Annotated in this window: 26 protein-coding genes; 5 read left to right on the top strand and 21 right to left on the bottom strand. The window is 70.2% G+C overall.

Annotation, left to right across the window (positions count from 1 at the left end; genetic code table 11):
* The first annotated feature begins 24 nt into the window (after positions 1–24).
* Positions 25–381, top strand: coding sequence for a YciI family protein (locus ACTJI1_RS01455; protein WP_440741270.1), 357 nt, complete (start codon positions 25–27; stop codon positions 379–381).
* Here ACTJI1_RS01455 and ACTJI1_RS01450 read toward each other — a convergent pair.
* From ACTJI1_RS01450 to ACTJI1_RS01435, 4 genes are all read right to left on the bottom strand, one after another.
* On the bottom strand, positions 368–1,003 hold the full coding sequence (locus ACTJI1_RS01450) for a hypothetical protein (protein WP_310131357.1): 636 nt from the start codon (positions 1,001–1,003) through the stop codon (positions 368–370). The genes ACTJI1_RS01455 and ACTJI1_RS01450 overlap by 14 nt on opposite strands.
* A gap of 108 nt (positions 1,004–1,111) precedes the next feature.
* Positions 1,112–1,627 carry an amino-acid N-acetyltransferase gene (locus ACTJI1_RS01445; protein WP_440741269.1) on the bottom strand — a complete coding sequence of 172 codons (516 nt, stop codon included), beginning with the start codon at positions 1,625–1,627 and terminating at the stop codon, positions 1,112–1,114.
* Positions 1,628–1,763: 136 nt separating this feature from the next.
* Positions 1,764–4,286: an ATP-dependent Clp protease ATP-binding subunit gene (locus ACTJI1_RS01440; protein ID WP_310131360.1), complete on the bottom strand. Its 2,523-nt coding sequence runs from the start codon at positions 4,284–4,286 to the stop codon at positions 1,764–1,766.
* Between the two features lie 130 nt (positions 4,287–4,416).
* Positions 4,417–4,839, bottom strand: coding sequence for a hypothetical protein (locus ACTJI1_RS01435; RefSeq protein WP_440741268.1), 423 nt, complete (start codon positions 4,837–4,839; stop codon positions 4,417–4,419).
* Between the two features lie 52 nt (positions 4,840–4,891).
* On the opposite strand from ACTJI1_RS01435, the gene ACTJI1_RS01430 reads away from it, so the two are divergent.
* From ACTJI1_RS01430 to ACTJI1_RS01420, 3 genes are all read left to right on the top strand, one after another.
* Complete coding sequence (locus ACTJI1_RS01430) at positions 4,892–5,893, top strand: pirin family protein (protein ID WP_440741267.1); 1,002 nt, start codon at positions 4,892–4,894, stop codon at positions 5,891–5,893.
* A gap of 137 nt (positions 5,894–6,030) precedes the next feature.
* On the top strand, positions 6,031–6,312 hold the full coding sequence (locus ACTJI1_RS01425) for a FitA-like ribbon-helix-helix domain-containing protein (RefSeq protein WP_440741266.1): 282 nt from the start codon (positions 6,031–6,033) through the stop codon (positions 6,310–6,312).
* A complete protein-coding gene (locus ACTJI1_RS01420; RefSeq protein WP_310131368.1) occupies positions 6,309–6,722 on the top strand; it encodes a type II toxin-antitoxin system VapC family toxin in 414 nt (137 codons plus the stop codon). The genes ACTJI1_RS01425 and ACTJI1_RS01420 overlap by 4 nt, the downstream gene beginning before the upstream one ends.
* Positions 6,723–6,732: 10 nt before the next feature.
* On the opposite strand, the gene cls is transcribed toward ACTJI1_RS01420, so the two are convergent.
* From cls to tilS, 15 genes are all read right to left on the bottom strand, one after another.
* Positions 6,733–8,196: a cardiolipin synthase gene (cls, locus tag ACTJI1_RS01415; RefSeq protein WP_310131370.1), complete on the bottom strand. Its 1,464-nt coding sequence runs from the start codon at positions 8,194–8,196 to the stop codon at positions 6,733–6,735.
* Positions 8,197–8,277: 81 nt separating this feature from the next.
* On the bottom strand, positions 8,278–8,451 hold the full coding sequence (locus tag ACTJI1_RS01410) for a hypothetical protein (RefSeq protein WP_310131373.1): 174 nt from the start codon (positions 8,449–8,451) through the stop codon (positions 8,278–8,280).
* Positions 8,452–8,505: 54 nt separating this feature from the next.
* Positions 8,506–10,035: a lysine--tRNA ligase gene (lysS, locus tag ACTJI1_RS01405; protein WP_310131375.1), complete on the bottom strand. Its 1,530-nt coding sequence runs from the start codon at positions 10,033–10,035 to the stop codon at positions 8,506–8,508.
* A gap of 42 nt (positions 10,036–10,077) precedes the next feature.
* Positions 10,078–10,956 (bottom strand): pantoate--beta-alanine ligase, encoded by an 879-nt coding sequence (gene panC / locus ACTJI1_RS01400; protein WP_440741265.1) that lies wholly within the window; start codon positions 10,954–10,956, stop codon positions 10,078–10,080.
* 33 nt (positions 10,957–10,989) lie between these two features.
* On the bottom strand, positions 10,990–11,799 hold the full coding sequence (locus tag ACTJI1_RS01395) for a Rossmann-like and DUF2520 domain-containing protein (RefSeq protein ID WP_440741264.1): 810 nt from the start codon (positions 11,797–11,799) through the stop codon (positions 10,990–10,992).
* The gene (locus ACTJI1_RS01390; protein ID WP_440741263.1) at positions 11,799–13,460 is read right to left on the bottom strand and encodes a PH domain-containing protein; all 1,662 of its coding nucleotides are present in this window, start codon (positions 13,458–13,460) and stop codon (positions 11,799–11,801) included. Before ACTJI1_RS01390 ends, ACTJI1_RS01395 begins: the two co-directional genes overlap by 1 nt.
* Positions 13,457–13,942, bottom strand: a complete 486-nt coding sequence (locus ACTJI1_RS01385) for a PH domain-containing protein (RefSeq protein ID WP_310131386.1) — start codon at positions 13,940–13,942, stop codon at positions 13,457–13,459. Before ACTJI1_RS01385 ends, ACTJI1_RS01390 begins: the two co-directional genes overlap by 4 nt.
* Complete coding sequence (locus tag ACTJI1_RS01380; RefSeq protein WP_310131388.1) at positions 13,926–14,405, bottom strand: DUF3180 domain-containing protein; 480 nt, start codon at positions 14,403–14,405, stop codon at positions 13,926–13,928. The genes ACTJI1_RS01385 and ACTJI1_RS01380 overlap by 17 nt, the downstream gene beginning before the upstream one ends.
* The gene (gene folK / locus ACTJI1_RS01375; RefSeq protein WP_440741262.1) at positions 14,402–14,944 is read right to left on the bottom strand and encodes a 2-amino-4-hydroxy-6-hydroxymethyldihydropteridine diphosphokinase; all 543 of its coding nucleotides are present in this window, start codon (positions 14,942–14,944) and stop codon (positions 14,402–14,404) included. Before folK ends, ACTJI1_RS01380 begins: the two co-directional genes overlap by 4 nt.
* Complete coding sequence (gene folB / locus ACTJI1_RS01370) at positions 14,941–15,324, bottom strand: dihydroneopterin aldolase (protein ID WP_440741261.1); 384 nt, start codon at positions 15,322–15,324, stop codon at positions 14,941–14,943. The genes folK and folB overlap by 4 nt, the downstream gene beginning before the upstream one ends.
* Positions 15,317–16,120: a dihydropteroate synthase gene (gene folP, locus ACTJI1_RS01365; RefSeq protein WP_440741260.1), complete on the bottom strand. Its 804-nt coding sequence runs from the start codon at positions 16,118–16,120 to the stop codon at positions 15,317–15,319. The genes folB and folP overlap by 8 nt, the downstream gene beginning before the upstream one ends.
* A complete protein-coding gene (gene folE, locus ACTJI1_RS01360; RefSeq protein ID WP_310131396.1) occupies positions 16,117–16,695 on the bottom strand; it encodes a GTP cyclohydrolase I in 579 nt (192 codons plus the stop codon). The genes folP and folE overlap by 4 nt, the downstream gene beginning before the upstream one ends.
* A 13-nt stretch (positions 16,696–16,708) precedes the next feature.
* A complete protein-coding gene (gene ftsH, locus ACTJI1_RS01355) occupies positions 16,709–18,712 on the bottom strand; it encodes an ATP-dependent zinc metalloprotease FtsH (protein ID WP_310131398.1) in 2,004 nt (667 codons plus the stop codon).
* Between the two features lie 91 nt (positions 18,713–18,803).
* On the bottom strand, positions 18,804–19,355 hold the full coding sequence (hpt, locus tag ACTJI1_RS01350; protein WP_310131400.1) for a hypoxanthine phosphoribosyltransferase: 552 nt from the start codon (positions 19,353–19,355) through the stop codon (positions 18,804–18,806).
* 16 nt (positions 19,356–19,371) lie between these two features.
* Positions 19,372–20,445 carry a tRNA lysidine(34) synthetase TilS gene (gene tilS / locus ACTJI1_RS01345; RefSeq protein WP_440741259.1) on the bottom strand — a complete coding sequence of 358 codons (1,074 nt, stop codon included), beginning with the start codon at positions 20,443–20,445 and terminating at the stop codon, positions 19,372–19,374.
* A gap of 43 nt (positions 20,446–20,488) precedes the next feature.
* Between tilS and ACTJI1_RS01340 the strand changes: the two genes are divergently transcribed.
* The gene (locus ACTJI1_RS01340) at positions 20,489–20,980 is read left to right on the top strand and encodes an inorganic diphosphatase (protein WP_309853846.1); all 492 of its coding nucleotides are present in this window, start codon (positions 20,489–20,491) and stop codon (positions 20,978–20,980) included.
* A 113-nt stretch (positions 20,981–21,093) separates the two neighbouring features.
* Here the strand turns inward: ACTJI1_RS01340 and ACTJI1_RS01335 are convergent, their stop codons facing one another.
* The gene (locus tag ACTJI1_RS01335; RefSeq protein WP_440741258.1) at positions 21,094–22,407 is read right to left on the bottom strand and encodes a C40 family peptidase; all 1,314 of its coding nucleotides are present in this window, start codon (positions 22,405–22,407) and stop codon (positions 21,094–21,096) included.
* Positions 22,400–23,674, bottom strand: coding sequence for a M23 family metallopeptidase (locus tag ACTJI1_RS01330; protein WP_440741257.1), 1,275 nt, complete (start codon positions 23,672–23,674; stop codon positions 22,400–22,402). The genes ACTJI1_RS01335 and ACTJI1_RS01330 overlap by 8 nt, the downstream gene beginning before the upstream one ends.
* Between the last annotated feature and the right edge of the window lie 77 nt (positions 23,675–23,751).

Here is a 23,751-nt window from a genome sequence, read left to right as displayed (position 1 = left end):
ATCCGTCGACGGAAGGGAAACACCATGCCGCAGTACGCCATCTTCATCTACTCCGACACCACGGCCGAGCACGACGCCGCAGAACTAGCGGAGCACGACCGGCACTCCGACGACCTCATCGCGGCCGGTGCGCTGACCGCCGCCTACGCGCTCTCGGAACCCGCGACGGCGAAGTCCGTCCGCGGCGACGGGGTCACCGACGGGCCGTTCACGGAGAGCAAGGAGCTCATCGCGGGCATCGGCATCATCGAGGCCCCTGACCTGGATGCTGCACTCGCCTGGGCGCGCCAGAACCCGGCGACCCGCCACGGCTCCGGTGTCGAGGTCCGGGAGGTCGCCGCGAGCTACGACCGGTACGACAGCGCGTTCACTGCAGGATGAACTGCTTCGTCTCGGAGCTCTTGATGCCCGAGACGCTCGTCTCCAGGTGGTACGACGCCCCCGCGGCCGGCACCTGCTCGCGCTTCGCCGCGCACGTCGACGGGTCCGACCGCGTCCGGTCCCAGGTGATCGGCGTCTGCGAGGAGATCGTCTTGCCCGGCTGGAGCAGCACTTCCGCATCCACCTTGTCGCTCTGGCAGTCCGTGGACTTCCAGTAGACCTCCGTGCCGCTGGTGATCGTGAAGACCTGCTGCGCCGTCCCCGCGTCGATCGTGCACGCCGCCGACCCTGTGTTCGTCAGGGCCACGGAGAGCTGTGGCAGCTCCCCCGCCGCGTACTCGTCCTTGTCGGTGACGGCCTCCACCGTCACGTCGGCCGGCTTGCACGGCTGACCCGACGCGGATGCGCTGCTGGTCGGGATGCTGGTCGCCGCCGGCGTCGGCGCGCTCGTGCCGGTCGTCGCGGGAGCCTTCTTCGCAGGCTCGCCGTTCGAGGCGCCGGGGCGGGCCACGATGAGGATGATGACCACCACGACGGCGATCACGCCGAGGAGGACGATGAGCCGACGGCGCCAGTACACGCTGCTCGGCTGGGGGCCGACCGGGTTCTTGAACGTCGACATGCCCGCACTATAGCCAGCAGCCGCGGGGCCGCCCGGCAGGCGCGCCCGGCCCCCGGGCAGCGCTCAGAGTCGGAGCGCCCAGAGACTCAGCACTCAGAGACACAGCGCTCAGAGACGCTTCAGCATCCGCGTGTTGCCGAGCGTGTTGGGCTTCACGCGGGCGAGGTCGAGGAACTCCGCGACGCCCTCGTCGTGCGACCGCACCAGCTCGGCGTACAGCTGAGGGTCGACGGTCTCCTCGCCCATGTCCTCGAACCCGTTCCTCGCGAAGAAACCCACCTCGAACGTGAGGCAGAACAACCGGCTGAGCCCGAGCTCGCGGGCGTCCGACTCCAGCCTCGCCAGCAGCGCGCGGCCCACACCCTTGCCCAGCCACTGGTCCGACACGGCCAGCGTGCGCACCTCGCCCAGGTCGCTCCACATGACGTGCAGGGCGCCACAGCCGATCAGGCGCCCGTCCGCGTCCTCCGCCACCCGGAACTCCTGGACCGCCTCGTAGAACGTCACGGTCTCCTTGCCGAGCAGGATGCGTCGGTGCACCAGCGGCTCCACCAGCTCCTGAATGCGCTGCACGTCTCCCGTGCGCGCCCGCCGGATCCTGAACCCTGGTTCGTTCTCGCCCACGAAACCACCCTACCGAGTACGCGAACACCGATCGCGCGGCGGTCACCCGCCCGATACCGGGTAGACGCTGCCCGAACACCGAGAGGGCCGGCCTTCCGAAGAAGACCGGCCCTCCCAGGTCGTGGATCGCGATGGATCAGTCGTTCGCCGCCAGGTCCGGCGTCGCCGGGCCGGTGCCGATCGCGGCCGCCGAGTTGATGCCGGCGCCGATCGGCTCCTTGCGGGCGGTCGTCGTGAAGACGAAGTCGCCGTCGGCGAAGTCGACGTGGACGTGGTCGCCCGCGTTCAGCTCGCCGTGCAGGATCTTCTCGCTCAGCCGGTCCTCGATCTCGTGCTGCACCGCGCGGCGGAGCGGGCGGGCGCCGAGCGTCGGGTCGAACCCGACCTCGATCAGCCGCTCCTTCGCCGGGACGGTCAGCTCGATGGTCATGTCACGGTCGAGCAGGCGGGTCGACAGGCGCTTGATGAACAGGTCGACGATCTGCAGGAGCTCGCTCTTGTCCAGCTGCGGGAAGACGATGATCTCGTCGACGCGGTTCAGGAACTCGGGCTTGAAGTTCTTCTTCAGCTCCTCGTAGACCTTGCCGCGCATCCGGTCGTAGCCGGTCTGCGGGTCGCCCTCGATCTGGAACCCGACGGGGCCGCCGGAGATGTCCTTGGTACCGAGGTTGGTGGTCATGATGATGACGGTGTTCTTGAAGTCGACCACACGTCCCTGGCCATCCGTCAGACGTCCCTCCTCCAGGATCTGGAGCAGCGAGTTGAAGATGTCCGGGTGCGCCTTCTCGATCTCGTCGAACAGCACCACGCTGAACGGCTTGCGGCGGACCTTCTCGGTCAGCTGGCCGCCCTCCTCGAAGCCGACGAACCCGGGAGGGGCGCCGAACAGGCGGGAGACGGTGTGCTTCTCGCCGTACTCCGACATGTCGAGCGAGATCATCGCCGACTCGTCGTCGAACAGGAACTCGGCGAGCGCCTTGGCGAGCTCGGTCTTACCGACACCGGTGGGGCCGGCGAAGATGAACGAGCCGGACGGACGCTTCGGGTCCTTCAGGCCGGCGCGGGTGCGGCGGATCGTCTTGGAGAGCGCCGCGATGGCCTCCTCCTGACCGATGACCCGCTGGTGCAGCGCCTGCTCCATGTAGACGAGCCGTGCCGACTCCTCCTCCGTGAGCTTGAACACCGGGATGCCGGTCGCCTGGGCCAGCACCTCGGCGATGAGGCCCTCGTCGACCTCCGCCGTGGTCTTGACCTCGCCCGAGCGCCACTGCTTCTCGAGGCGCAGCCGCTCGCCGAGGAGGTTCTTCTCCTCGTCGCGGAGGCTGGCGGCCTTCTCGAAGTCCTGGTCCTCGATCGCGGCCTCCTTCTGGGAGCGCACGGCGGCGATCTTGTCATCGAACTCGCGCAGCTCCGGCGGAGCCGACAGGATCGACAGGCGCAAGCGGGCGCCGGCCTCGTCGATCAGGTCGATGGCCTTGTCCGGCAGGAAGCGGTCCTGGATGTAGCGGTCGGCCAGGTTGGCCGCCGCGACAATCGCGCCGTCGGTGATGGACACCTTGTGGTGCGCCTCATAGCGGTCGCGCAGCCCCTTGAGGATGTTGATCGCGTGGGGCAGCGACGGCTCGGCCACCTGGATGGGCTGGAAGCGGCGCTCGAGCGCGGCATCCTTCTCGAAGTGCTTGCGGTACTCGTCGAGCGTGGTCGCACCGATCGTCTGCAGCTCACCACGGGCGAGGAGCGGCTTCAGGATGCTGGCCGCGTCGATCGCGCCCTCGGCGGCGCCCGCACCGACCAGGGTGTGGATCTCGTCGATGAAGGTGATGATGTCGCCGCGGGTGCGGATCTCCTTGGTCACCTTCTTGAGGCGCTCCTCGAAGTCACCGCGGTAGCGGGAACCGGCGATCAGCGAACCGAGGTCGAGCGTGTAGAGCTGCTTGTCCTTCAGCGTCTCCGGGACGTCGCCGCGGACGATCGCCTGGGCGAGTCCCTCGACGACGGCGGTCTTGCCGACGCCGGGCTCACCGATCAGCACCGGGTTGTTCTTGGAGCGGCGCGACAGGATCTGCATGACGCGCTCGATCTCCTTCTCGCGCCCGATGACAGGGTCGAGCTTGTTGTCGCGAGCGGCCTGGGTCAGGTTGCGGCCGAACTGGTCGAGGATCTGGCTACCGGCCTGCGCGGTGTTCTGATCGTTGCCGCCCACCTGGACCTGCTCCTTGCCCTGGTAGCCGGAGAGCAGCTGGATGACCTGCTGGCGCACCCGGTTGAGGTCGGCGCCCAGCTTCACGAGCACCTGGGCGGCGACGCCCTCGCCCTCGCGGATCAGGCCGAGCAGGATGTGCTCCGTGCCGATGTAGTTGTGGCCGAGCTGGAGGGCCTCGCGGAGGCTGAGCTCGAGCACCTTCTTGGCGCGCGGCGTGAACGGGATGTGGCCGGTCGGCTGCTGCTGACCCTGGCCGATGATGTCCTGGACCTGCTCGCGCACGGCGTCGAGCGAGATGCCGAGCGACTCGAGGGCCTTGGCGGCGACGCCCTCGCCCTCGTGGATCAGGCCGAGCAGGATGTGCTCCGTCCCGATGTAGTTGTGGTTGAGCATCTTGGCCTCTTCCTGGGCCAGGACGACGACACGGCGGGCGCGGTCGGTGAATCTCTCGAACATGTCTACTCCTCGGCGACACCGTTGCAGGTTCGGCGTCGATACAAAGAGAGTAACCACCGCTCCCCCGCCAGCGTGGCCCTGTTCGCCGTGGGCGTGACAACGTGCCCAGGACAGTGCGGATTGCGTCCGATCAGCCCTGACGGGCAGGCAGCGTGAGCGTCGAACCGGCGAGGTCGACGGTCACCTCGGCCGTCTTGCTGATCCGGTCGGGTGTGGTGAAGACGGTCGTGTGGGGCACGTAGTCGCGGGTGCAGATGCCCCCGGGGGCCGGCGCGAGGGTCGCGGTGATCCGGGTGCCGGACGAAGCGGTCGCGTTCTGCACCTTCGGCGGGCAGGAGGAGCTTCCGTACAGCACGATGGCGAACTGCGCGCCGTCGTCGAGCCACGCTGCCCAGGATGCGCCTCCCGCGCTGCTCGCCGGAGCCTGGACGCCCTTCGGCTCGCCGGCGTAGTCCTCGACCGGCTTTCCGGCGCCCGCGCTGCACCCCGTGAGCCCGGCGAGCAGGGCCAGGCCGGCCAGGGCGGCGAGGGGGCGGGGGGCACGGTGGGGCACGAGCCCATTCTAGGAAGCCCTGCTCAAAGCAGTCCGCGCCTAAGATGCCGCTATGAGCAATCTGGAGCGCGATCCGGCGGAATCGGTCGGCGGCTCCGTGCTCACGGAGCCCGTGCCCGCGGAGGCGGCTGTCTCCGAGGACGTGGTCGAGATCCTCGAGCCCCGCGATGTCCCCCTCGGCGGACCGCGGGCGATGACGGTGCGCCGCACCCTCCCCCAGCGCCGGCGTTCGCTCATCGGCGGCTGGTGCTTCATCGACCACTACGGCCCGGACGACGTCTCGGTGAGCGGAGGGATGCGCGTGCCGCCGCATCCGCACACCGGCCTGCAGACGGTCAGCTGGCTGTTCGAGGGCGAGATCGACCACCGCGACAGCGTCGGAAGCCACGCGCTCGTGCGCCCGGGCGAGCTGAACCTGATGACCGCGGGCCACGGAATCAGCCACTCCGAGGTCTCCACACCCGGTACGGCGAGACTGCACGGGGTGCAGTTGTGGGTCGCGCTGCCGTCCGCCTCCCGCGATGTCGCGCCGTTCTTCGAGCACCACGCGCCCGTGACCGGCCGGCTCGGGGCGGCGAGCGTGAAGACGTTCGTCGGGTCGCTCGCGGGAAGCGGCACGCCGGCGACCGTCTTCTCCCCTCTCGTGGGCGCCGAGCTGGTCGTGCCGGCCGGTTCGACCATCGAGGTGCCGCTGGAGGCGTCGTTCGAGCACGGGCTGCTGGTCGACACCGGAGAAGTGGCGGTCGACGGCGTGTCGATCCCGCTGTGGCACCTCGCCTATCTCGGCCCGGGCCGCACGTCCCTGACGCTGCGGGCGGAGTCGGATGCGCGCGTCGTGCTGCTCGGCGGGGAGCCGCTCGGCGAGCAGATCGTGATGTGGTGGAACTTCATCGGCCGCAGTCACGACGAGGTGGTCGCCTACCGCGCGGACTGGCAGGGCGAGGTGATCGCGGGCGGCGATCCCGACGGACGCTTCGGCACCGTCGAGGGATACGACGGCTCGCCCCTGCCCGCCCCCGAGCTGCCGACGGTGCGGCTCCGCCCGCGCGGCTGAGTCGTCCACAGCCCCGCGGTCGCAGCCACTTTCCACAGATTCCGGTCGGGTGCTCCCGGAAGAACCTCCGCCAGGAGATGATTCCCTATGCATGCAGACCCATTGCTTCTGCATGCACAACCACCTAGCCTGGAACCATGGGAGTCACCGTGCAAGTGAGAGACCTCGATCCTGCGGTCAACGACCGCCTGAAGAGCGCTGCAGCCGCGAAGGGGCTGTCGTATTCCGAGTACCTCCGTCGCGAGCTCACGCGTATCGCCGAGCGTCTGCGCATCGACGAACGGTGGACGGAGGTGAAAGCCGCCCACCGGCTGCGGATGGAGACGGAGCCGCCCCGCGATGAACTGCGGCAGCCGTTGCTCGACATCACCACGGAGGAGATCGCCGAGATCATCCGCGCCGAGCGGGACGATCGATGAAGTCCGCCGTCCTGGATTGCAGCGCCGTCGTCGCGCTGCTCGCGACCGACGGCCTCCGTGCCTTCGAGGAGAGCGAAGAACTCGCCGAGTGCATCTTCGTCGCCCCGCATCTCATCGATCCGGAGTTCGTGAGCGCGATGCGCCGACACACGCGTCGGCAGCCCGAGAAGGCGCAGCAGAGCGAACTGGCCATCCAAGCGTTCTACCGGCTGGAGATCGTGCGCATGGAGCATGAGCCGCTCTGGCAGGAGGCCTGGCGGTGGCGTGAGAATCTGACCGCCTACGACAGCATGTACGTCGCCCTCGCCCGCCTGCTCGACGTCCCGTTGCTCACCGCCGACGAGCGGCTGGCGAGCGCCGCTCAGCCCTGGTGCGAGGTGCGGCGCGTGAGCGACCTCGCGGCCGCGTAGAGGCCAGGCCTCACTGCAGCGCGGAGGTCAACCGCGCCAGATTGTCGAGCACGGTGCTGCGCAGCGGCTGCTTCATCCACTCGTCCAGCGTGAGCTGGCGGCTGTCCCGGCGGTAGCCGGCCTCGACCCGACGCATCTCCTCGACGAAGGAACGGCCTCGCACCATGAGCGAGACCTCCATGTTCAGTTGGAAGGAGCGCATGTCCATGTTGCTCGACCCGATGACGGCGACATCGTCGTCGATCGTGAAGTGCTTCGCATGAAGGATGTACGGAGCCTTGTACATCCAGATCTTCACCCCGGCGCGCAGCAGCGCCTCGTAGTACGACCGCTGCGCGTGATAGACGAGGGCCTGGTCCCCGATCTCCGAGACGAAGAGCTCGACGTGGATGCCCCGCTGCACGGCGGAGGTGATCGCCATGAGCATCGACTCGTCCGGCACGAAGTACGGAGAGGTGATGACGATGCGCTCCTGCGCGTAGTACAGCAGCGCCAGGAACAGCCGCAGGTTGTTCTCGCCGGCGAACCCGGGGCCGGAGGGCACGACCTGGGCGTCGAGCTCGTTGTCGTCGATCTCGTCGGTGATCGGCTCGGTCTCCCGGCGCAGCAGCTCATCCGTCTCGCTGTACCAGTCGGTGATGAAGATCGCGTTGAGACCAGCGACGATGGGGCCCTCGAGACGGACGATGAGCTCTTTCCACTTGAGCCCGCGCCGGATGTTCGACTTCTTGTTGTAGCTGCGGTCGATCACGTTCTGCGAGCCCATGAACGCGACGCGGCCGTCCACGATCAGCAGCTTCCGGTGGTTGCGCAGGTCGGGCCGCTGGTACCGGCCGCGGAACGGCTGGACCGGGAGCATGAGCTGCCACTTGGCGCCCATCGCGGTGAGCCGCTTCAGGGTCCGCTTGTAGTCGGGGGTGCGGAGGGAGGCGATGTGGTCGAGCAGGACGCGCACGGTGACGCCGCGCTTGACCGCATCCTCGAGCGCGTCGAAGAACGGGCCGGTCGTCTTGTCGAGGGTCAGGATGTAGAACTCGACGTGCACATACCGGCGAGCGGTGTGGATCTCCGCAGCCATGGAGTTGAGCGACCCCTGGTAGTCGCCGTTCAGCGTCGCGCGGTTGCCGCCGACCAGCGGCATGGCGCCCAGCTTGCGGTTGAGCTCGACCACGCCCTCGAGCCACGGCGGCCACGGGTGGTCGCGACGCACGCGCTCGATGCCCTCGGTGCTGTCGATGATGAAGCGGTTGATCTCCTCCTGCTTCCGCCGTCGCCGCTTCGGCAGCTTGTAGCTGCCGATGAGGAGGAAGAAGAGGATGCCGATGTACGGGATGAGGAAGATCGCCAGCAACCACGCCGTGGCGGACGTCGGCTTGCGGTTGCGCGGGACGATGATGATCGCCAGGACACGGATCACGAAGTCGACGAGAAGCGCGACCCAGATCGAGACCGAGACCCAGAAACCCGTCTCCATCCCGACGTCCCTCCTACGAGCGCAGAAGGACGCGGCGGCGTCCCCAGAGCTACCGTAGCGGACCGGCGGGGGTCACTCCGTTCAGGCCTTGGGGGCGAGGCCGCGGCGGGCGCGCTCCTCCGCCTCGAGGCGGGCGTACGCCTTGCGCTCATTGCGGTCAGCGCGAACGATCGCGCGCATGATCGCCCAGAACAGCAGACCGACCAGCACGGTCGGCGCGAGAGCCCAGACGATACCGCTGATGACGTCGTTCATAACGGCTCCATGCTAACCCGCGCGGCTGGGAGGCGGCGCCCTCCCGGCATGCTGCTACTTGACGAGCGGGAAGAGGATGGTCTCGCGGATGCCCAGGCCGGTCAGAGCCATCAGCAGCCGGTCGATGCCCATGCCCATGCCGCCCGTGGGCGGCATGCCGAACTCCAGTGCCCGGAGGAACTCCTCGTCGAGACGCATCGCCTCGTTGTCCCCGGCAGCCGCGAGCTTCGCCTGCTCGATGAAGCGCTCGCGCTGCACGACCGGGTCGACGAGCTCCGAGTAGCCGGTGGCCAGCTCGAAGCCTCGGGTGTAGAGGTCCCACTTCTCCACCACGCCCTCGCGCGAGCGGTGGGCGCGCACGAGGGGGCTCGTGTCGACGGGGAAGTCCATGACGAAGGTCGGGCGCACGAGGTCCGTCTTCACGTGGTGCTCCCACAGCTCCTCGACGTACTTGCCGGCCAGCGGGTGCTCGATCTCGATGCCCGCCTCCGCAGCCAGCTCGCGCAGGCGCTCGATCGGCGTCTCGGGGACGATCTCCTCGCCGATCGCCTCCGACAGGCTGTCGTACATCCGGATGCGGTCCCACTCGCCGCCGAGGTCGTACTCGGTGCCGTCGGCCCACGTCACGACGTGCGATCCGGAGATCGCCATGGCGGCATCCTGGATCAGCGTCTGCGTGAGGTCGGCGATCGAGTTGTAGTCGCCGTATGCCTGGTACGCCTCGAGCATGGCGAACTCGGGCGAGTGCGTGGAGTCCGCGCCCTCGTTGCGGAAGTTGCGGTTGATCTCGAAGACGCGGTCGATGCCGCCGACGACGGCACGCTTGAGGTACAGCTCCGGCGCGATGCGCAGGTAGAGGTCGGTGTCGAACGCGTTCGAGTGCGTCACGAACGGACGGGCCGAGGCGCCGCCGTGCATGACCTGCAGCATCGGCGTCTCGACCTCGACGAAGTCGCGTTCGCCGAAGGTGCGACGCAGGCTGGCGACCGCCTTCGCGCGGTCGATGACGGTCTTGCGCGCCTGCTCGCGGGCGATGAGGTCCAGGTACCGCGCACGGACGCGCGTCTCCTCGCTCAGCTCGCTGTGCAGGTTCGGCAGCGGCAGCAGCGCCTTGGCGGCGATGCGCCACTCCTGCGCCATCACCGAGAGCTCCCCGCGACGGCTCGACACGACCTCGCCCGAGACGAACACGTGGTCGCCGAGGTCGACGAGCTCCTTCCACGCCGCGAGCGACTCCTCGCCGACCGCCGCGAGCGACACCATGACCTGGATGCGCGATCCGTCACCGGCCTGCAGCACCGCGAAGCAGAGCTTGCCGGTGTTGCGCAGGTGCACGACGCGGCCGGCGATCCCGACGATCTCGCCCGACGCCTCGTCGGCGGCCAGGTGGCCCCACTTCGCGCGGACGGCCGGGATGGTCGTCGTCACCGGGACGTGCACCGGGTACGCTCCACCGCCGGCGTCCGTCGCCTCGGCGAGCAGGCGGTCGCGCTTGCTCAGCCGGACCGCCTTCTGCTCGCTGATCTCGTCCTCGCCGAGCTGGTCGTCGCCCAGGTCGGCCGCGGTGGTCTGCGCGTCGGTCATCGCTGTCTTTCCGTTCGAGGTGGCGGTGGGTGGTCGCTCAGGTCACGTCGTGAGGCGTGCGTTGTCGATCAGCCGGGTGGTTCCGACCCGGGCGGCGATCAGCATCAGGGCGGGACCGTGGTGGTCGGGCGACGCCTCCCGGAAGGTCTCCGGATCGACGATCGCCAGATAGTCAAGCTTAACCGCTGGCTCGCCGGCCACACGCGCGTGCGCCGCGGCGAGCGCCTCGCCCACACCGGCCGCCGCCGCCTCCGCCGCCTCGGCGAGCGCACGGGAGAGCGTCACAGCGGCGAGCCGGTCGTCCTCCTCCAGGTAGCGATTGCGGCTCGACAGCGCCAATCCGTCGGACTCCCGCACCGTGTCCACCACGGCGATCGACACCGGGAGGTTCAGGTCGTCCACCATGCGCCCGATCACGTGCACCTGCTGCGCGTCCTTCTGGCCGAACACCGCCACGTCGGGCTGCACGATGTTGAAGAGCTTGCTGACGACGGTCAGGACGCCGTCGAAGTGCCCCGGACGCGACGCGCCCTCGAACAGCGCACCCGACGCCCCGGCGGTCACGCGCGTCTCCGACGGCCCGTGCGGATACATCTCGGATGCGGTCGGGGCGAAGACGACGTCGGCGAGCCCCTCGAGGGCCGCAACGTCGGCGTCCAGCGTCCGCGGGTAGCGGTCGAGGTCCTCACCCGGGCCGAACTGCAGCGGGTTGACGAAGATCGAGACCACCACGAAGCCGCCGAGATCGCGCGCGCTCGACACGAGGCGCAGGTGACCGTCGTGCAGGGCCCCCATCGTCGGCACGAGGACGACGCGACCCACGGGTGCGTCCGAGGATCCGTCCTGATGCGCCCAGCGACGGGCCTCAGCGACCCGTGCCCGCAGCTCGGCGATGGTGGTGATGATCTCTGGCATGCGCATCCCTCCGGCCGGTCCTCACCGGCCGGAACCAGGCTACTCGCCGCGGAGGAACCAGCCGCGTCCGTCGTCGCCGGGATCCCCGTCCCCCGGCTCCGCGCCCAACGCGTCGATCACGTCCTCCACCGCCAGTCGCGAGGGCGCTCCGGCGCGGGTGAGCGCGTTGTCCACGGCCGAGCGGATCAGCGAGCTGAGGTACGAGCCGGGGTTCTCGACGCCGATCTCGCGCAGCAGTCCGGTGGACTGCTCGACGATCGAACGCGAGAACGATGTCGCGGTCGCGATGGCCTCGGCGTAGGCGGGCCGGTCCGCCTCGGCGACGACGACCGGCTCTCCGCCCATCTCGACGACCAGCGCCTGGGCGATGGGCAGCACGGCGGCCGGTGCGGTCACCGCGAAGTAGCTCTCGGCGAGGCGGGTGAGGTCGAGGCTCGTCCCGGTGAACTCGAGCGCGGGATGCACCGCGAGCGGGATGGCGCCCGCGGCGGCAGCCGGCTGCAGCACGTCGATCCCGTAGCCGGGCGCCGTGTGCAGCACGATCTGGCCGGGCTGCCACGTGTCGGTCGAGGCGAGGCCGGCGACGAGTCCGGGGAGTTCGGCGTCCGGCACGGCCAGCACGACCAGCTCGCTGCGCTCGACCACCGTCGGCACGTCGAGGATGGGCACGTGCGGCAGCATGCTCTCCGCGCGTTCGCGGCTGCGCTCCGAGACCGCGGAGATCCCGACGATGGCGTGGCCCGCACCGGCGAGCGCGAGTCCGAGCACTGGTCCCACGCGGCCGGAGCCCACGATCCCGAGCCCGAGCCGCCCGGAACGCTGCGACGGTGGACGAGCGGACGGGAGCATCAGTGGCCCTCCTCTGGGCGGATCGGATCGTGCCGCCAGCGGTGGCTGCGATCGACGCTCGCGGCGGCGACGGCGTGCGCCGAGACCTCCTCGAACAGCGTCACGGCCGTCCGGGCGTCGATCGCGGCCAGCCGCGGGCGCACCGGGCCGGAGACGGTGTGGAACCGCGCCTCCGCGAGCCGGAGCGCCGCATCCAGCGGGCCCTGCTGCAGCTCGAGGCTCTGCAGCCGCGCGAGCGGAACGATCGCCAGGCTCCTCCACACGAACCCCCGGCGCAGCACGATCGCGTCGCCGACCAGCCGGAAGCCGGTGCGCTGCCACGAGATCGGGCGGATCCAGGCGGCCCGGCGCGGACTCCCGGTGAAGTCGTCATGACCGGACGACACCATCCCGGCCTCGACCAGGGCGCGGTGCTCGTCGGTCGCGAAGCCGGGCAGCACCAGCGAGAGCACGCGGGACACGTCGGCGGCGTCGCCCACCGGCAGCATGGTCGTGTTCGGCTGGCCGGCGGCGCCTTTCTCGCGCGAATGACCGGCGGTGTCGATCCGGATCTGCCACCACCCGAACGGCCGCCACAGCAGCGGCTGCAGCACCTCGACGGCATGGATGCGTCCGGGCGGCAGCGTCTCGTTGCTGGTGCTCAGCAGGCCGAAGCCGACGCGCACGCCGTCCGGCGTCCCGGCGATGGAGTAGCGCAGCGACTTGGTGAAGCGGTTGATGTAGAAGCTCGCCGAGCCCAGCAGCCCGGGCAGCACCACGATAAGCAGCCACAGCGCTCCGCTCGCCGCGCCCCAGACCAAGAAGGCGACGACGACCAGCACGAAGATCGTGAAGCCGCTCAGCAGCAGCGAACCGAACAGTCGCAGCGGGGGGATCTTCACGACGGACTCGGGCGGTGCGGCGTTCGGGTCGAGCTCCGGCGCGAGGAACTCGTTCACGCGCCTGCCGACAAGGTCGCCCACCGCGGCGGTGCGCGACGGCCGGAGAGCTTCCCCACCGGGGGCCGAGGGGTCGTGCACGACCGCCGTGCCGGCCTGCTCGGCCTGCTCGGCCGCCTCGGCGGCCTCCGCCGCTTCGACCGCGCGCACCCCCGACGCCAGCCGCAGCACGTCGCCGCGCAGGCCGTCCGCCAGGGACGACCCGAGGTAGGCGAGCTGCACGTTCGCATCGTGGCCGGCGACGGAGATGTCGAGCTTCGCCGCGCCGACCAGCCGGGCGAGCAGCGGGCGCACCACGTTGATGCCCTGGATGCGGTCGAGCCGCGCCTTGCGCTGGGTGCGGAACAGGATGCCGCTCCGCACCTCCACCGCGTCCTCGGTGATGCGGAAGCTGTGCATGCGCCACGACAGGTAGAACGCCCCGAGGCACGCGAGAAGCACCACGGCGACGCCGAGAAGCGCCCAGCCCTCCCAGCCGTGGTCGTAGATCGCGTCGAGCGGGTCGCCTCCGTACTGCGGCGCCCCCACGAAGAAGCTGATCAACCGCTCGCGCAGGTTCGAGAGCACGAAGCCGATGAGCGCGATGAACACGATCCCGCCGCGCAGCACCGGCGTCGCCGGGTGCAGGCGGTGCCACTCGCCGTCGGTGTACCGCTCGGCCGCGCGCTCCGCCGGCGACAGCGCCGGCGCCGAGCCGTTCCCGGGGAGCTGCGGCGCGGTCACAGTCCCGCCCGTCTGCTCTCCGCCAGCTCGACCAGGCGGTCGCGCAGCTCCGCGGCGTCCGCTTCCGGGAGGCCGGGCACCATCACGCCGGTGGAGGCGGCCGCCGTGACGAACTTGAGGTCGGCCAGCCCGAGCAGCCGGCTCACGGGGCCGCGGTTGATGTCGATCAGCTGCATCCGTCCGTACGGCACCGAGACGAACCGCTGGAACATGATGCCGCGACGGAACAGCAGATCGTCCTCGCGCAGGAGGTACCCGATGGAGCGTGCACGCCGGGGCGCGATCACGAGGGCGATGACGCTCACCACCACGACCACGGCGAGCAGCAGCCAGCCGAAGCTCCAGCCGCCGACGAGCCACAGGAACAGGCTCGCTGCGGAGAGCACGAGGCCGGTCAGAACGGTGCTGGCGATGACGACCAGCACGTACTTGGGCGAGACGCGGCGCCATTCGCCGACGTCGAGGTCAATCCGATCGGACATGGACGTTCTCCGTGCGCTCGTCGTCGTCGCCGGGAGGCAGAGTGCAGAACAACTCGGCCACCAGGCCCGCCACCAGCAGCACCACCGCACCGGCTGTGGCGAGCGCGGTCAGCAGGATGGCGTTGCCGCCGGGCAGCACATCCCGGGTGAGCAGGTAGGCGCCGACGCCCACGCCGGCGCCCACGAGCAGGGCGCCGCTCAGGCTGCACGCCTTGGCGAGCACCACGATGCGCGTCGCCTGGAAGGGGTCGATGCGCCGGACGCTGCGTCCGCGCACCGCACGCCGGATCGGCACGGCGAAGGCGACGACGATTACGGCGACCGCGAGCAGCGTGATCGGCAGCGTCAGCGGCGGGATGAAGATGGCGGCGCCCATCGACGCCGCGGCGAGCTCCGCGAGGAAGCCGATGGCGAGACCGAGGACGGCGAGTCCGATGAGTGAGGCGGGACCGGTGCGCTTCACGGGCGGTCCTCCCACAGCTCCACCGGGTCGCCGGCCTGACGGGCCAGCTCTGCGACAGGCCCGTAGCCCGCCAGACGCGCACCGGGGTCGACGTCGAGCCACGGCACCAGGACGAAGGCGCGCTCGTGCGCCCGCGGGTGCGGGAGGACGATCCGCGGGTCGTCGTCGGACACGATGCCGTCGTAGTCGACGATGTCGATGTCGATCGTGCGGTCGCCCCAGCGCTCCTCGCGGACGCGTCCCAGCGCGTCCTCGACGCGGTTGACCACGCCGAGCAGGGCCAGCGGTTCGAGCAGGGTGTGCACGAGGGCGACCGCGTTCAGGTACGCGGGAGCCTCCTCGTCGATGCCTTCGGGCTTGAGCGCCGGCGTCTCGTACAGTCTCGAGACGGCGCGCACGTCGACGCCCGGCTCCGCGCGCAGCAGATCGACGGCGGCCTGGATGGTCTCGGCGCGATCGCCGAGGTTGCTGCCGAGCGCGAGCACAGCCGGCACGCCGACGCGCATCCGCACCGGCTTGCCGATCGGCGCCGCGTTCACGGCCGGCTCCGCGTGATGCGGACCGCGACATCCCCGAAGGGCACGCTGATCGGCGCCTGCGGCTTGTGCACCGTCACCTCGACGGCATCCACCGGCTCATGCGCGAGCACCGTCGATGCGACCCGCTCGGCCACGGTCTCGATGAGGTCGACGGGGTCGCGCTCCACCGCCGAGACGACCTCCTCGGCCAGGTCGCCGTAGTGGACGGTCGCGGCCAGGTCGTCACCGGCGGCAGCCGGCGCGAGGTCGAGCCACGCGGTGACGTCGACGACGAAGTCCTGCCCGTCGGCGCGCTCGAAGTCGAAGACGCCGTGGTTCGCGCGCACGCGCAAGCCGGTGAGGACGATCGAGTCGGCCCTCCGGGAGTGGATGTCAGTCATCGCGTCCAGCTTGCCACGCCCGCACCACGTCGAGGGCGATCCGGGTCGACGGCACGTCGTGCACGCGCACCGCCCAGGCGCCCGCCTGGGCGGCCAGGGCTGAGATGACGGCGGTCGGTGCGTCGCGATCCTCCGCGGGCGCGCCCTCCGGCAGCAGAGCTGCGAGGAACCGTTTGCGCGACGCGCCGATCAGCACCGGGTAACCGAGCGTCTCGATCTCGTGCAGCCCGGCGAGCACCTGCCAGTTGTGGGTCGCGTTCTTCGAGAACCCGAGGCCGGGGTCCAGGATCAGCTTGGCCGGATCGACGCCGCGTTCGAGCAGATCGGTGACGCGGGCCGACAGCTCGCTCCGCACCTCGGCAACGGTGTTCCGGTAGACGGCGCGCGAGTCGGCCGCGTCGAGACGTCCGCGCCAGTGCATGACGACGTACTGCGCGCCGGTCTCGATGACGGCGTCCGGCATGCCGGCGTCCCCGAGCCCGCCGGAGACGTCGTTGATGATCGCGGCGCCGGCCTCCACGGCCGCTCTCGCGGTCGACGCGTTGAGCGTGTCCACGCTGACGAGCACCCCGCGCGACGCGAGCTCCCGGATGACCGGGACGACGCGGTTCTGCTCCTCCACCGGGTCGACGCGCACCGCTCCGGGACGGGTGGACTCGCCGCCCACGTCCACCAGGTCGGCGCCCTGTGCGACCAGGTCGAGGCCGTGCTCGATGGCGGCGTCCGGCTCGAGCCAGAGCCCGCCGTCGCTGAAGGAGTCCGGCGTCACGTTGAGGACGCCCATGATGAGGGTCACGCGACGCCACGCCCGATCAGGGCCATGAGCTCGGCCCGCGCGATCGGGTCGGCGAACGCGCCGCGTGCGGCGACGGTCACCGTCGTGCTGCCCGTCTGGCGCGGTCCCCGCGTCGTCACGCAGGAGTGGGCGGCGTCGAGCACAACGAGCACGCCGCGGGCGGCGGCGCCCTCCTCGATCGTGTCGGCGATCTGCTCCGTCAGCCGTTCCTGCAGCGTCGGGCGCGCGGAGAGCGTCTCGATGACGCGCGGGATGCGCCCCAGCCCGACCACGGTGTCCCCCGGCAGGTACGCGACATGGGCGACGCCGAGGAACGGGAGCAGGTGGTGCTCGCAGACCGAGCGGAACTCGATGTCGCGCAGCAGCACGGTCTCGGCCGTGCGCCCGTCCTCGAGCGGGACCGGCTCCCCGAGATCCGCGGCCGCGTCACGCCCGATGCCGGCGAAGAACTCCGCGTAGGCGTCGGCGACCCGGGACGGAGTGCTCTCGAGCCCCGGACGCGCCGGATCCTCGCCGATGGCGGCGAGGATCTCGGCGACGGCCGCTTCGATGCGCGGACGGTCGATGCCGGGCATGCGCGCGGCGGCCCTAGGCGGTGGCCGGCCGCGGCTTGATGGCGGGCGAACGCTTCGGCTTGGCCGCCGGAGGCTCGGAGTCCACTCCGCCGTCCACCGCACCGGCGTCGATCGGCGCCTTCGGGAACGGGATCGGCGGCACGTCCGAGATGGGGCGCTTGTCGCTGGAGAGCCACTGCGGGCGCTCCGGCAGCTTCTTCACCTCGGCGAAGATCTCGGCGATCTGGTTGTGGTCGAGGGTCTCGTGCTCGAGGAGCGCGGCGGCCAGACGGTCGAGCGTCGCGCGGTTGTCGTTGAGCACCTCCCACGCCTCGTCGTGCGCCTTCTCGATGAGGGCGCGCACCTCGGCGTCGACGCGCTCGGCGATCCGCTCGGAGTAGTCGCGCTGGTGACCCATGTCGCGACCGAGGAACATCTCGCCGTTCGCCTGGCCCAGCTTGACCGAGCCGATGTCGGCGCTCATGCCGTACTCGGTGACCATCTTGCGGGCGATGGAGGTCGCCTTCTCGATGTCGTTCGAGGCGCCGGTCGTCGGGTCGTGGAACACGATCTCCTCGGCGACGCGGCCGCCCATGGCGTAGGCCAGCTGGTCGAGCAGCTCGTTGCGGGTGACCGAGTACTTGTCCTCCAGCGGCAGCACCATGGTGTAACCCAGGGCACGACCGCGCGGCAGGATGGTGATCTTCGTCACGGGGTCGGTGTGGCGCATCGCCGCGGCGGCGAGAGCGTGGCCGCCCTCGTGGTACGCCGTGATCAGCTTCTCCTGGTCCTTCATGACCCGGGTGCGCTTCTGCGGACCGGCGATCACGCGGTCGACGGCCTCGTCCAGGGCGCGGTTGTCGATCAGCTGCGCGTTGGAGCGCGCGGTCAGCAGCGCGGCCTCGTTCAGGACGTTGGCCAGGTCGGCTCCGGTGAAGCCCGGCGTCTTGCGGGCCAGCACCTCGAGGTCGACGGAGGCGGCGAGGGGCTTGCCGCGGCCGTGCACCTCGAGGATCTTCTTGCGGCCGAGCATGTCGGGCGCATCCACACCGATCTGGCGGTCGAAGCGGCCCGGGCGCAGCAGCGCGGGGTCGAGGATGTCGGGACGGTTCGTCGCCGCGATCAGGATGACGTTGGTCTTCGGGTCGAAGCCGTCCATCTCGACGAGGAGCTGGTTCAGCGTCTGCTCGCGCTCGTCGTGACCGCCGCCGAGCCCGGCGCCGCGGTGGCGTCCGACCGCGTCGATCTCGTCGATGAAGATGATGGCGGGCGAGTTCTCCTTCGCCTGCTGGAACAGGTCGCGCACGCGGCTGGCGCCGACGCCGACGAACATCTCGACGAAGTCCGAACCGGAGATCGAGTAGAAGGGGACGCCCGCCTCACCCGCGACGGCGCGGGCCAGGAGGGTCTTGCCCGTTCCGGGAGGGCCGTACAGCAGCACGCCCTTCGGGATGCGGGCGCCGACCGCCTGGAACTTGGCCGGCTCCTTCAGGAAGTCCTTGATCTCCTGCAGCTCCTCGATCGCCTCGTCCGAGCCGGCGACGTCGTCGAAGGTGACCTTCGGCGTCTCCTTGGTCACGAGCTTCGCCCGCGACTTGCCGAACTGCATGACCTTGTTGCCGCCGCCCTGCATGCCGGAGATCATGATCCAGAAGAAGACGCCGATCAGCAGCGCCGGGATCAGGAAGCCGAGGATGTTGACGAACCAGTTCGGCTGCGGCACCTCGTCGTCGTAGCCCTTGGGGAGGTCGGCGGCGTCGACGGCCTTGACGATGTCCTCGCCGCGCGGCGTCACGTAGTAGAACTGCACCTGGTCGCCCAGGTTGCCGTCCGGCTCCTTCAGCGTCAGGTCGACGCGGTTCTCACCGTCGACGATCTTCGCGCTGGCCACCTTGTCCTGGGAGAGGTACTCCAGGCCCTTCTGGGTGGACACGCTCTTGAAGCCCGACATGGTGATCAGACTCGAGCCGATCCATACCGCGATGATCGCGAGCACGACGTAAAGGATCGGGCCGCGGAAGATCTTCTTGACGTTCATGGTGCGACCACAGTACCGCCTGGGCGCTGGGGGTCGCCTGCGTGTTCGCTCTGGGCGGTCTGCGTGCGGCCGGCCGGAGTAGCGGGCCGCGTCAGCTGTAGACGGCGGGCGCCAGGATGCCCACGCCGCGGAGGGTGCGGTAGCGCTCGTCGTAGTCCAGGCCGTAGCCCACGACGAACTGGTTCGGGATGTCGAAGCCCACGTACTTCACGTCGATCTCGACGCGCGCCGCCTCGGGCTTCCGCAACAGCGTGAAGATCTCGATGGACTCCGGCCCGCGGCTGCGCAGATTCGACAGCAGCCACGACAGCGTGAGGCCCGAGTCGATGATGTCCTCGACGATGAGGACGGTCTTGCCGCTGAGGTCGGTGTCCAGGTCCTTCAGGATGCGGACGACGCCGCTGGACTGCGTTCCGCTGCCGTAGGAGCTGACGGCCATCCAGTCCATGGTGACCGGGATGCGCAGCTCGCGGGACAGGTCGGCCATCACCATCACGGCGCCCTTGAGCACGCCGATCAGCAGCACATCCTTGCCGGCGTAGTCGCGTTCCACCTCGCGGGCGAGCTCGGCGACGCGGGAGCGGATCTGCTCCTCGGTGATCAGAATCTCGGTGAGGTCGTCCTGAACGTCCGTGAGTTCCATGGGGGAGGTGCTGTCCTTACGTGGTGGGGTGAAACGTGAGCAGCCCGTTCTGCCTGACCACTCTAACGCCTGGCAGGTCGACCGGTCCCTGCCCGTGCCAGTCGGTGATGAGGGCCGCGACGGCGAGCGTATGGGTGCGCGTGAGCGAGACGCCGAACTCCGCGGAGACCACCAGCCGGATGATCCGCTGGCGGAGCGCCGCCGGGTCCGACGCGAGGCCGCGGACGTCCAGCGCGACCGATCCGTCGTCGGCCTGGGTCACCAGCTCCTGCGCCCACTCGAGGGCCAGGCCGTCGAGCGCCTCGTCGTCCTCGCGGAGCTGTTCGGCGGTCCGCGCGAGCGCCTCGGCGACACCGGGTCCGAGCTCGCGCTCCAGCACCGGCAGCACCGCGTTGCGCACCCTCACGCGCGTATAAGAGGGGTCGTCGTTGTGGGGGTCGTCCCACGGCTCCAGGCGGCTGTCGGTGCAGAACGCCCGCGTCTGCGCGCGGCGGATCCCCAGGAAGGGGCGCAGCAGCCGGCCGGTGTCCGGCAGCATCCCCTGCAGGCTCGACGGGCCGGAACCGCGGGCGAGGCCGAGCAGTACCGTCTCCGCCTGGTCGTCGAGGGTGTGGGCGAGCAGGATGCGCTCGGCGCCCGTCTCCGCGACCGCGGCGCCGAACGCCGCGTGCCGGGCGGCGCGGGCCGCCCCCTCGGGGCCGCCGGACGCATCCACCTCGACCCGGCGCACCAGCACCGGGTCGAGCCCGAGCGCTGTCGCCTGCTCGGCGGCGCGGGCGGCAACCGCATCCGACCCGGGCTGGAGGCCGTGGTCGACCACGACGGCGCCTGCCCGGAACCCCGCCCGCGGCGCCTCGAACGCCGTGGCCGCTGCGAGCGCGAGGGAGTCCGCTCCCCCGCTCAGCCCGACGAGGACGAGAACGCCCGGCGTCAGCGGGGCCGGGCGGGCCGGACCATGGTCGTCGTGCGGGTCGACCGGCGGAAGCTCGGCCGCGGCGGCGAGCGCCGTGCGGACGGCCCGGCGGGCGTCGGCGATGGCGGGCGTCAGCCGCGGGCGGCGGTCCGGGGCCGCGGAACCGTGGAGGGGCACCTAGTAACGTTAGTGCCGAATCACGACCATTAAGGAGCACGGCATGGCCGAATACGACGTCGTCATCGAGATCCCCAAGGGGAGCCGCAACAAGTACGAGGTGGACCACGAGACCGGTCGCGTCTATCTCGACCGCGTGCTCTTCACCAGCTTCGTGTACCCGACCGATTACGGCTTCTTCGAGAACACGCTGGGCGACGACGGCGACCCGCTGGACGCGCTGGTGCTGCTCGAGTACCCGGTCTTCCCGGGTGTCGGCGTCAAGGTGCGCCCGGTCGCCGTGCTGAACATGAGCGACGAGGCGGGAGGCGACGCCAAGATCATCGCCGTGCCGTACAAGGACCCGCGCTGGCAGCACATCCAGGATGTGAACGACATCCCGGAGCAGACGCGCAAGGAGATCGAGCACTTCTTCGCCCGCTACAAGGACCTCGAGCCGGGCAAGTTCGTCAACATCGAGGGCTGGGGCGACGCCGCCGAGGCCGACGGCCTCATTCAGAAGGCGATCGCCAAGCTCGCCGCCGAGGGCCACTGACCCCCCGGGCTGATCCCCCTCGTCGAGTACACGAAAAGTGCACGCTATCNATCCGGCCGGATGGCGTGCACTTTTCGTGTACTCGACGGGGGCGGAGCGCGCGACGCAGTGGGTCAGGCGCTAGGGCGGGCGACCAGGCGGTAGGGGGAGCCCCAGACGGACTGGATCTTGACGACGTCGCCCTCGGTGGGAGCGGCGATCATCATGCCGCCGCCGATGTAGATGCCCACGTGGTAGAAGTCGCCGGGGCCGGATCCCCAGAAGATGAGGTCGCCCGCCTGCTTGGCGCTGTACGACACCAGCTGTCCGCGGCCAGCCGCGGTGTAGTACTGGTTGTTGACCGAGTGCGAGCCGATGTAGACGCCGGCGTACGCGTACGCCTTCATCGTCAGACCGGAGCAGTCGTAGCCCACCGGACCTTCGCCGCCGAAGATGTACGGCTTGCCCAGCTGGGCCCGGGCGTAGGCGATCGCTGTCTGGACGACGTTCCCGTTCGGGGCCGCAGGAGCCGCGGGCGCCGCCGGAGCCGCGCCGCCTCCCCCGCCACCGGACGCCGGCGGCCTCGGCGCGGCGGCCTGCTGCTGCTGTTGCTGCTGCTGTTGCTGGTGCCGCAGGGCCGCCTCCTGCGCCTTGCGGGCCGCCTCCTGCTGCGCCTTCACCCGCTCGCCCTGGAGGTAGGCGGCCTCGGTCTGCGCGGAGGTGTTCTTCAGCGTCGCAAGCTGGGCGACCAGCTCGGTCGACTTCTGCTGCTGGGTCGCGAGCGCCGCCTGCGCCTGCGCCTGCGCGGACTGCGCGGCGGCGAGCGCCTTGTCGGCCTCGGCGGCGAGCGACTCGCGCTCGGTCTTGGCCGCCTTGGCCTGCGCGGTGAGGGCGTCGGCCGTGTTCTTGTCCGTGGTGGCCTGGTCGTAGACCGCCTTCGACTGCTCCGTCAGCTTGCTCATCGTGCCGAGCTGGAACAGCAGCTTGTCGGCGGCGGAGCCCGAGCCGCCGCCCTTCAGCATGAGGTCGGTGGTCACGTCGCCGCCCCCGGACTTCGCCAGGTGCGAGGCGAGCAGGCCGGCCCGCATCTTGGAGGTCTTCGCCTTCTCGGCCGCCTCCACCGCCTGCTTCTGCAGGTCGTCGGCCTTCGCCGTCGCGGCCGCCAGCGCATCCTTCGCCTGGAAGTACGCCTCCGCCGCCTTCTCCGAGGCGATGCGGGCCGCATCCACACTCGACTGCAGACCGGTGATCAGGCTCGTGATGTTGTCGATCATCGCCTGCTGATTGGCGACGTTGTTCTTGGCCTGCTGCACGTCGTTCCACGACGGGTAGTCGACCGCCTGCGCCGGGGTGACGATGCCGATGGATGCGGTGACCGCGCCCATCACGCCCGCTCCGATAGCGAGGCCCGGGCGAACCCGGCTGATCTTCTCGTTCTCGTTAGCCAAGGGGTGCCTGCCTGTCTCTCATGAACGGGATGCCATCGATCTTCGTCCCGTTGATGCGCACCTCGAAGTGGAGGTGGCAGCCGGTGGATGCGCCGGTCGTGCCGACGCGGGCGATGGGCTGGCCGGCTCCGACGTGCTGGCCGATGCCGACGAGGATGCCGCCGTCACGGATGTGGGCGTAGCCGGTGTCGACGCTGCCGCCGTTGTCGAGCAGCACGAAGTTGCCGTAGGAGCCGTTGGGGCCGGCATAGATGACCGTGCCCTCGTGGGCGGCGTAGATGGGCGCGTTGCACGAGGCGCCGATGTCGATGCCCATGTGGTACGTGCTGCCAACGCCGCCGGGCGACGGGCGCGCGCCGAAGCCGTCGGTGATCGGGCCGGCGGCGGGCACCCCCCAGCCCTGCGGTCCGACGTAGCCGCCGGGGAGCCCCGCCGACCCGCGCGCGGCCGCCGCTGCGGCCGCGGCCGCGACACCGGCCTGGTAGCCGGCGACCGTCTTGGCGGTGGTGTCTTTCAGGGCGGCGAGCTGCGCCTGCATGACGACGATCTGCTTCTGCTGCTCGGCCAGCTTGTCCTGAGCCGCCTTGGCCGCCTCGATCGCGGCCTGCATCGCCGCTTCGGCGACGACGCGGAGCCGCTCGCGCTCGGCCTTCGCCACATCCGCCTGCGCCGACAGCGACTTCGCCGTGTTCTGCGCGGCCTTGGCGTCGGTGTAGACCTTGTTGGACTGCTCGACGAGCTTGGACATGCTGCCCAGCCCGGAGAGGAGCTTGTCGGGGCTCGTGGTGCTGGCGTTGTTGCCGCTGAGGAAGAGGTTGGCGGTCAGGTTGCGGCCGCCGGTGCGGTAGAGCTGCGCGGCCAGCTTGCCGGCCTGCTCGCTCGCCTCGTCGGCCTTCTTCTGGCTGGCGACGGCCTGCGACTCGAGATCGAGCGCCTTCATCGTCGCCATGTCGTAGTTCGTCTGGGCGACCTCGAGCTCGGCGCCGCGCTTGACGGCGAGCGCCTGCGTGTCCGCCACCTCTTGCTTGAGCGACGAGATCAGGCCGTTGATGCGGTCGACCTGGGCGCTGGCCGCCGACTCGTTCGCCTTGGCGTTCTGCACGTCCTGCCACGACGGGTAGTTGTCGGCGTAGGCGGGGGCCGCGACGGCTCCCACCGCCGTGACGGCGGCGACGGCGAGGGCGGCCAGGGCAGCACGGACCGCCCGGCGGCGGGGGCTGCCGGGGATGGTCGGGGGAACCGTTCGGCTCGTCGTCTCGCGTCTCATGCTGTTATCGACCCGCTCACTTCTCGCGTCGACAGTGATCACATCCGTCACATCGGTCACACGGTCAACAGGCGCAA

This window comes from Leifsonia sp. 22587 (assembly GCF_052044215.1).
Taxonomy (GTDB): Bacteria; Actinomycetota; Actinomycetes; order Actinomycetales; family Microbacteriaceae; genus Leifsonia; species Leifsonia shinshuensis_C.
This window is presented reverse-complemented; position numbering and strand designations above follow the sequence as displayed.

Bases quoted from the DNA above. Each gene is read 5' to 3' on its own strand.
- ACTJI1_RS01455 (WP_440741270.1), top strand. From the start codon at position 25: ATGCCGCAGTACGCCATCTTCATCTACTCCGACACCACGGCCGAGCAC.
- ACTJI1_RS01450 (WP_310131357.1), bottom strand. From the start codon at position 1,003: ATGTCGACGTTCAAGAACCCGGTCGGCCCCCAGCCGAGCAGCGTGTAC.
- ACTJI1_RS01440 (WP_310131360.1), bottom strand. From the start codon at position 4,286: ATGTTCGAGAGATTCACCGACCGCGCCCGCCGTGTCGTCGTCCTGGCC.
- ACTJI1_RS01430 (WP_440741267.1), top strand. From the start codon at position 4,892: ATGAGCAATCTGGAGCGCGATCCGGCGGAATCGGTCGGCGGCTCCGTG.
- ACTJI1_RS01425 (WP_440741266.1), top strand. From the start codon at position 6,031: ATGGGAGTCACCGTGCAAGTGAGAGACCTCGATCCTGCGGTCAACGAC.
- ACTJI1_RS01420 (WP_310131368.1), top strand. From the start codon at position 6,309: ATGAAGTCCGCCGTCCTGGATTGCAGCGCCGTCGTCGCGCTGCTCGCG.
- cls (WP_310131370.1), bottom strand. From the start codon at position 8,196: ATGGAGACGGGTTTCTGGGTCTCGGTCTCGATCTGGGTCGCGCTTCTC.
- ACTJI1_RS01410 (WP_310131373.1), bottom strand. From the start codon at position 8,451: ATGAACGACGTCATCAGCGGTATCGTCTGGGCTCTCGCGCCGACCGTG.
- lysS (WP_310131375.1), bottom strand. From the start codon at position 10,035: ATGACCGACGCGCAGACCACCGCGGCCGACCTGGGCGACGACCAGCTC.
- panC (WP_440741265.1), bottom strand. From the start codon at position 10,956: ATGCGCATGCCAGAGATCATCACCACCATCGCCGAGCTGCGGGCACGG.
- ACTJI1_RS01395 (WP_440741264.1), bottom strand. From the start codon at position 11,799: ATGCTCCCGTCCGCTCGTCCACCGTCGCAGCGTTCCGGGCGGCTCGGG.
- ACTJI1_RS01385 (WP_310131386.1), bottom strand. From the start codon at position 13,942: ATGTCCGATCGGATTGACCTCGACGTCGGCGAATGGCGCCGCGTCTCG.
- folB (WP_440741261.1), bottom strand. From the start codon at position 15,324: ATGACTGACATCCACTCCCGGAGGGCCGACTCGATCGTCCTCACCGGC.
- folE (WP_310131396.1), bottom strand. From the start codon at position 16,695: ATGCCCGGCATCGACCGTCCGCGCATCGAAGCGGCCGTCGCCGAGATC.
- ftsH (WP_310131398.1), bottom strand. From the start codon at position 18,712: ATGAACGTCAAGAAGATCTTCCGCGGCCCGATCCTTTACGTCGTGCTC.
- hpt (WP_310131400.1), bottom strand. From the start codon at position 19,355: ATGGAACTCACGGACGTTCAGGACGACCTCACCGAGATTCTGATCACC.
- ACTJI1_RS01340 (WP_309853846.1), top strand. From the start codon at position 20,489: ATGGCCGAATACGACGTCGTCATCGAGATCCCCAAGGGGAGCCGCAAC.
- ACTJI1_RS01330 (WP_440741257.1), bottom strand. From the start codon at position 23,674: ATGAGACGCGAGACGACGAGCCGAACGGTTCCCCCGACCATCCCCGGC.